Annotated in this window: 1 protein-coding gene; it reads right to left on the bottom strand. The window is 47.3% G+C overall.

All coding sequences use genetic code 11. From position 1 onward, the window contains the following. Window positions 1-41: 41 nt before the first annotated feature. Window positions 42-8,756: a hypothetical protein gene (locus KKF19_04005; GenBank protein ID MBU2580085.1), complete on the bottom strand. Its 8,715-nt coding sequence runs from the start codon at window positions 8,754-8,756 to the stop codon at window positions 42-44. Window positions 8,757-8,775: the final 19 nt, after the last annotated feature.

Consider the following 8,775-nt stretch of genomic DNA (forward strand, 5'->3'; position numbering starts at 1 on the left):
AAGTTTATTTTTAGTTGTTCTGTCTGACCCAAGGACATTCCTTAGTATCCCACCGCATCCGCAGAAGGCGTTTCTAGCTCTTCAACCACCGGTTCCTCGGCAACAGGTTCCTCAGTCACCGGCTCAGGAGAGGACACCTCCACCACCGGCTCCGGCTCGTCCGCTTCAGGGACTTCTTCGGGGGCTGCCCCCGCAACGGGGGCAGCCCCCTCTTCATCAACCACCGGGGGCAGTCCCTCGTCCGCGGGGGCTGCTCCCTCTTCATCAACCACAGGTTCCTCAACCACCGGTTCAACCACCGGGGGCAGTCCCTCGTCCGCGGGGGCTGCTCCCTCTTCATCAACCACCGGCTCCTCCGCAACCGCCCCGCATTCCCCGGCGACTGTTTGCGCCGCCCCACTCGCAACAAAGAAACAATACGGTAGTCCCGTCACTCTATCATACAATGTAATCCCTGCCTGCTCTTCAACTCCTCCTCCAACCTTCAATTGCTCTGTTTCAATATTTTTCGCCTTAATTTTATCAACAACTAAAACTCCTTCCTCGTCCAAAACCAATCCCAATTCCGCCAAATCCATCCTTAATTCCTCCAGCGAATCCACTTCAACCAAATCCCCATTTTCATCCCGCTCCACTGTCAACAACGCCTCCAATTCCTCTAATCTATTATTCAACGCTTTAACCCCCGCTAAAGCAAACGAAGTATAATCATACAAACTAACCGACTCCCCATCAGAAATCATCCCAATAGGGGGCAGTCCCCCGTCGCGGGGGCTGCTCCCGTCCGCAACTTCCCCTCCCCCATACCTCCCCATTTCCATCCCCGCAATCAGCCCTAAAATCTCAGCGTAATCCGCCTCCTCTAAATATGTAACTTCCATTTCATCCGCGCGCGGCAAATAGACATCCCATCCGTCAGCAATCGCGCTCCCCGCGCCCCGCCCAATCGTCAAGATATTCGTCGGCGACGAAGTAGCAATCCCAAACCGCCCCATCGTATCCAAAACCAACCCCACAGGGGGCAGAGGGGGCAGTCCCCCGTCGCGGGGGCTGCTCCCGTCCCATGCCTCCACCAACCTAATCAACCCCGCCTCCTCCAACTTCAGTGTTAATCCGTCCGTCAACTGCTCCATTCCCTCCATCCGCGCGTCAATCTCCTCAAACTGCTCTGGAATAACATCTCTAATATCCAACGCCAAATCGGAAATTTCATCCATCGCGAGCGTTAATTTAGCGTCAATCAAAAGCAACTGCGGAGAAACAATTTCGTTAATATCATCCTCTAAGTTCAAATTATCAATCGCTCCAGCAATCAAGATATTAACTTCATCTTCAATCTCCATCGCCGCGACCCGCTCCGTCACTTTATCTTCCACCTCTTCCACTGTGAGCGACTTATTCCGCCGCGAAATCAAAACATTAATCACCCCTTCGCCTTCTTTAAGTCCCTCAAGCGCTACCCCAACCGTCGGGTCCCCCGCCCCTGCCCGCATAATATACCCTGGAACCGAAGCCGAAGTAAGCGAATCCCCCGGGCGAATAGGTCCGCCTTCCGCAGAGACCTTCGCTGGCACCTGCCCAAGCATTCCAATAATAGCGTAATGCGGATTGTCTTCCCGCCTTTCATCAGAAGGAGCGTTCCCCAAAAATGCCGGATTAGTTGAAACAATACCCATGATATTTCCATCAGCCGCCCGTTCGCACCGCTTGACCGCGTTTTCCCGTTCAATATCAACGCAAACCGCCTCGCCTGATTTCAAATCGGTATCAATGGAATAATAGTATTCAGCGTAGTCAGCCGAACCGGAAGTCCAAGCGTTGGTCGCGTTGACATAAGCCACATTAACGCCGTCGCTATTATGGTCAACTGTCAGCCGATAATCTGGCGTCGTGTCCCCGATGCCGACGTTGCCGCTATTTCTTTTGACTGCAATTCCAAGAATTTCCGACCCAGCATCATAACCGACGATTTTAAGCACATAATTTGCTTCATCAAAAAGTATTTTAGCACCGTATGTGGAAAGGCCACGTTCCATAAAAGAGATTCCTTTATTGGTTCCCTCGGGGATATTCAAAGATAACAATTCATTTGGACTCGTCGTCCCGATGCCGACGTTGCCCGAGGCGTTTATACGCATTCGTTCCTTAATACTGGAACTATCATTTGTGTGGAAAGATAAATAACCAGTAGCAGAACCGTCAGTCGCAGATTCTTTTCTGCCCGCAATTGCTCCAAAAATCTGTTTGCTCCCCGCACTGTTGTAAAAACCTCCCATACCGATTGCACCGCCTTTGTCTATGGCAAAAGAATCGCTGGTCATTGCCGCAATGTGAACCTGTGCATCTCCATTAAGTCCATCCGCCAAATTCTGATTGGCTTTGACAACATCTAAGGTTGTCCCCGGACTCACTGTCCCGATGCCGATATTACCCGCCGAAGTGACAACGAAGGAGGGCGTTGCTCCAACTGTGAAATCCCCACCAATATACATAGCTCCAGTAGTAGTTGCATTGCCATCAACCGTTAAATTACTTCCAAAGTGACCTGCTCCTTGAGTAAATAGACCCGTAGTAGAAGAAGCATATCCTGTTGTAACTAAATTCCCCCCTGAAGTAACCGTCAATAGATTTGCGCCGGTGGATGAGGCAATAGTAAATATATCTGAACTACCAGCTGTGCCTTGAATAGATAGTTTAGATAGTGGCGTTGTTGTTCCTATGCCGACGTTGCCGCCGACAACTGATAACGTCTCAGTAAATGCACCACTATTTCCATAGCCAATTCCTACTCTACTCGCACTGTTTACGGAAAAAATTTGCAACAGATTATTTTGAATACCAAACCCGTAACCAGTTCCCGCGGCATTGTCATATAATGCAATCTTATTTCCCACTGCTGTACCTAATGACAATGGAAAACTCGGCCCCGTCGTCCCGATGCCGACGTTGCCGCTAAATACTGCCTTACCTCCTATACTTAAAGTATCAGTGGTAGTTGCCGAACCCATTGTCAATCCAAAGGCGGTCGTGTCTGCGGCAGTATTAACAAGAAATGCGTCATCTACATTAAAAGTCGTTCCAACTAAAGTTAAATTAGTTCCGCCTAAATAGGTCGTGTTTGTGTCAGTCGCGTCTAATGTATTGCCAGTCCAAGCTAAATTAGTCCCTGCGGTTATCCGATTAGAGGGAGTGTCGTAAAAAGTATTCCAATTAGTCGTGCTTGCTGATAAAGGGATTATGTATCCAGTAGTTAGGGCAATATCGTCTAAAGCCAACTCAATGCCTGTTGCTCCGACTGTTAAATTGGTTTCTGATGAAATATCAACGGAAGTGCCTAATGTAATAATAGCGTCAGCGTTTCCAGCGGTTAAAGTGCCTACCGTAACTAAACTTGGAAGCGAACTTATTAAAGCGTGGGTTGTGGTCGCATACCAAGTTGTAAGAGGAAAATATCCCGCTATTGAGTGGTTGCCCCAGCCATAAGCGGTATTCCAGTTTCCTGAATTATTTGTGATTGAGGTGTCCCAAGCCGAGCCCGTGCTTAATGCTATTCCAGCTGCTGGATAGACCATACCTCCGCTTGGAGTGGTTGTTGCTATAACTAATCCAGTAGCGTCAACAGCTAAAAATGAACCAGCGGCTGTTGCTAAAGATGAGATATAAAAAGTATCTGTTGTCGTGGCAGAGTTCATTGAAAGCCCCCCAGACATTGTATCAGTAGTATTTAATACATAACTATCATTTGCCGTAACATAATATCCACCCGAAGCGTGATCCCCCCAACCGAATGCGGAATTCCACTCGTCAGAATTGCCGCCAAAGGCGGCAAAATGTCCCGTTGTTGTCGCGTTTCCGCTAACTAAAAGATTATCATCTATGGTTAAATCTCCTAATGAATCGGCGATGTTCCCTTGAAAATCAGATGCGCCCGCGACGGTTAAGTTGTTGTTGAAAGTAGAGACGCCGTCGGCCGAGAATGTTCCCCCCGCGTGGATATTGGATTGGGTGAAGAGTCCCGCCGTCGTGCTTGCGTAGCCGGCGACATATTCATTTCCGATTACATGGAATTTGTAGCTCGGCGCCGTCGTCCCAATCCCGACGTTGCCGCTTTCACTCACATAAAGCAACGACGCCCCTGTGGAACTGGCGATGTTCATAACTGGTTGTCCTGCTGTGCCTTGAACGCTTAGTTTGGTTAAAGGTGAAGTTGTGCCTATCCCGACGTTGCCGCCGTCCAAAACAGTTATTCCATTACTTGCATTATCGTAAAGATGAAGTCCACTATCATTCGTCGCCGAGAGAGTATTCCCCGTGGAGAGTAAATTCCCAAGCCAAGAAGTCGTCGCTGAAAATAATGTTGAAGTCGCATTATTAAATTGCGCGTAATCAACAGTCGTAGCAAAAGTATTTGGAATATCATTACATCGTCCAGCACCGATAACTTGAACTACGCCTGTCGCGCTTGCCCTTGAAACTCTTGCCACGGCTTGAATACAGTCGCTTGCTCCTGTCGGGCGTGTGCTTGTTAATGTTCCCGGAGTAGTACTTAAAAATAAAGCGTCATTTACGGCATAAGCCGAAGTATTTATTCCTGATAAAACGCCGGATGATATTACTGTTCCATTTGTATTATTTGATATACTGCCTGTGGTAAGTCCAATTGCAGGATATTTCGCGCTGTCATCAGCGTCAGCTAAATCTATCGTTATCCTGCCTTGTCCGACATTATATCCTGTAATATAAACTGGAGTGCCTGCTGATATAGTAGAACCACTTGTATTTCTAACTAAAATCAGAGAAGAGGCTGAACTTACATTAACAGGACTATTCGGGTGCGACTGTATCATCCAACCGCCCACATCTTCCATAAATACTAAAGTCATTATTTGGTCAGGGGCTAATACTCCGTTTGTCCCTCCGTGGAATATTGACGAACCTGACAATACTGAATTGTCTTGAAGTTCTATTGTGAAAGAACCTGTGTTTTGAATATATAAAATTTGCCCTTGCGTAGATGAAGCGATAGTCGGGGTGCCTATCATTACATAATCAGCGTCAGATGAGATATTAAGCAAGGAATTTGTTGAAACTATCGCAGTTGTAGAAGCTGTTAATACTTGCGTGGTATTAGGAGAAGTGAATAATCTTTTTGTGGTTAAGTCGCCGTCCACCCTCGCATTGCCATAAACATCCAGCTTGTATGCAGGAGAAGTCGTGCCTATGCCGACATTTCCCGCAAATGTCGCACCCTCGCCTACCCGTAATTCCCCCGAAGCGTTTAAGTCGCCTGCGGTGAAGTTGAAATACCCGTCATCTACGCCTACGGATAAATAACCCGTTGTGGTTAGGTTGCCTGTTTGGGTGATGGCTCCGTTGAAGGCGGTGTTGTGGGCAATAATTCCGTTGGCGACAAAGTTGTGCGTTCCTTCTACTTCTATGTCATAGACCTGTTCAGGAGGAAGGATGCTAATTCTCGCAATTTTGACGAATTTGACGGAGCCGAAACTCTCCTCAACATCCGATGAGCTCCCGAGTTCCGCCAAATTCGCGACGGCGATTGTGTCGCCTTCGCTTAATTCAGCGACGCGCGTCCATCGCGAACTTGACAGAGTATCCGCGTCGCTGTTATTATTCTCTTGTATGTCTAAATTATCATCTTCATTTACTATCATTGATAATAATAATTTGCGGGGCGTTTTGGCTCCGCCAAAAATGTTGTCCAAAGAACTATTGGAAGATATTTTGGATTTGGTCTCATATTCAAGACCTAAAGTGGCAGAAAAATTAAACAAAGATTTCAAAGAAGCCAAAAAAGAAAGCTTAGTTGACGGCGAAGCATTAAGAAAATCATTGAAAATATAATTATGTTCCGCTATAATTTCACCCGCAAAGCCGCCAAAGAAATCAAAGGAATGCCCCGCAATATCCAACGCCGAATTTTCAACGACATCTTGACTATTTGCCGCCTCAATCATCCTTTGCAGGACAGAAGCGTTTTGAAACTCCGAGGGAAATACAGCGCGCCCACTTTCCGACTGCGTTCCGGCAATTACCGAATTATTTTCCGTATCATTAACCATATCATCGTCATCGGAAGCGTCAGACACAGGCAAGAGGGATATTGATTTGTTCAGCGCAAGATATGGATGATTCCCCGTCGTTCTAATTATCCTGCTGTCTTCTGTTTCAATCTCGTAAATGGTCTTAACCCCCATATCCATCAACTGCTTAATTTTGGCAGGCGTTAATTCGCCTGTTTTTTCATTAAGGGATAAGACATAGTCGCCCGGCTGGACTTCGTCTATACGGGTGTATTTGGGGGCAGCCCTCGCAACGGGGGCTGCCCCCGAATTCACTATCGGCAAGAGCGTATCCCCCGTCACGCATTGCCCGTCCACGGTTAAGTCCTTCTTAATGTATTGGCTTCCAGTTGTCGTCGCGTTTCCTTCTATGTTGAGATAACCGAGAACAGAGAGATTGTCGGAGATGGTTGTCGTGCTGTTGTTTGCGGCGAGGTCTATGTTTAAGTCGCCGTTTGTGTCTATGGTGAATGAGGCGTATTTGGATGTTGAGACATCATAAGAGAGCCGCAATTGTTCGGTCGTTGAGGAGGCGTGAATGCGGCCGACTACAGCCAGAGCTGAATCTGGCGTGGTTGTCCCGATGCCGACATTGCCCGATGTTCCTACGCCGCTGGACGGGCCCACATAGAATGTTGGGATATTACTATTAAATCCAATGGCAAAAGAATTGTCTTTATTGTGAACTAATGGAACGGCACCACTTACTCCAGAACCTAACGCAAAAGTCGAATCCGCGTCGCTACTAATACTAATGTATTTTCCTATACCAAAAGAAAAATTTCCGGCATTAGTAACTCCATACCCTAATGCTATAGCGTCTTGTCCGCTTAAAGTAAGATCTCTGCCAAATCCCTTTGAGTAACTTCCGCTGGCGATTATATCACTTCCAATTGCGATCTTGCCAGAAGTGGAGAAGAGAATATCCCCTGTTCCCGCAACAGTTAGGCCACTCTTAAGGGTAGTAACCCCGTCGGCGGAGAATGTTCCGCCAATATGCCCATTCCCCTGCGTAAAGAATCCTGCTGTCGTAGAGGCGTAGCCAGTAATATTAAGATTGCCTGTTTGGGTGATTGCTCCGTTGAAGATAGTGTTGTGGGCGATAATGCCGTTGGCGACGAAGTTGTGAGTTCCTTCTACCTCTATGTCATAGACCTGTTTTCTGCCCGTTGGCTCAATGGAAACAATTTTTTCCCAAATCGCTAAATTACCCTCGCCAGCCGCCGCGATTTCCATACCCGGTTGAAGATAGATAACTTTTGTCCACTTTTGACTATTGACAGAAATTTGAGGTTTAGTATTATTAAAGTATATGCGATTAAATAAATCCCAATTTGAAGCGATTTCCAGTTTTTTTGTTGATTTAGCAAAGATATTGTTCGCCTCAACTGTGGTTGGGTTTTTCATTCCAGGTTCCTCCGGAATTGTTAATATGCCCGTATTCACCATCGGTTCTGTATCCACTTTGGGGTTGTTCACATTGAGCGTTATTTTATTAAAGTCCGAATAATTATGAATTATCTTATTGTCGCTTATATTATTACTTGTATCATGGCTACCATTATTTTCATTTGGGCCATGGAACATAGAAAATAAATTATGAATAATATTATTCTCTACATTATCGCCGGCATTGTCATTTTGACTATGTTCGGTGTCGCTTTCTTCTATAATTCCAAATCTAACTAAGTATGGGTGGTTGCCCGTCGTTTCAATCTGTTTACCCGATTCCGTGGTTAAACGAAATGTCGTTTTGACCCCCATATCCATCAACTGCTTAATCTTGGCAGGCGTTAATTCGCCTGTTTTTTCATTAAGGGATAAGACATAGTCGCCCGGCTGGACTTCATCTATGCGGGTGTATTTGGGGACAGCCCTCGCAACGGGGGCTGCCCCCGAATTCACTATCGGCAAGAGCGTATCCCCCGTCACGCATTGCCCGTCCACGGTTAAATCTCCATCTACATTTAATGAACCCGTAGTTGTTGCGTTGGCGTTGATTAAAAGATTTCCATCAGCGGTCAGATTGCCAGCTGTTCTGATTTCTCCCAGAGTGAATAGCCCCGCGGTCGTGGAGGCGTAGCCCGTTGTGGTCAGATTGCCATCTCCATCAATCGTCAATTTCGCGCTGGCGAAACTGCCGGTTCCGTCCACGGTTAGATTTTGGTCTACATTGATTGAGCCGGTTGTGGAAGCGTTGCCGAGAATGCCGAGGTCGCCGCCGATATAGTGGGAGCCGGTCGTGGTCGCGTTTAATCCGATAATGAAGTCGTCATCTGTTTTGAGGACATTGGCCGCGCTTCTGTAAAGATTTGTGTCTGATTGGATGGTGATCGCGCCTGTGGATTGGTTGATAACAAAGTTGGTTCCGCCGACAGTTAAGTTGGCGGTGGTGACATCTAACCCATTGGTCGCGTCAATGTTGCCGTTCAATGTGATTTGTCCGGCGCCTGTTTGGGTAATGGTTCCAGAGGTGGAAAAGAGAATGTTGCCCGCGCCCGCGACGGTTAAGTTGCTGTTGAGGGTAGAGACGCCGTCGGCCGAGAAGGTTCCCCCCGCGTGGATGTTGGATTGGGTGAAGAGTCCCGCGGTCGTGGAGGCGTAGCCCGTTGTGGTCAGATTGCCATCTCCATCAATCGTCAGTTTCGCGCTGGCGAAACTGCCGGTTCCGTCCACGGTTAGATTTTGGTCTACA

It is taken from the genome of Patescibacteria group bacterium (genome assembly GCA_018830295.1).
In the GTDB taxonomy this organism is placed as follows: domain Bacteria; phylum Patescibacteriota; class Minisyncoccia; order Portnoybacterales; family UBA2143; genus JAHJSM01.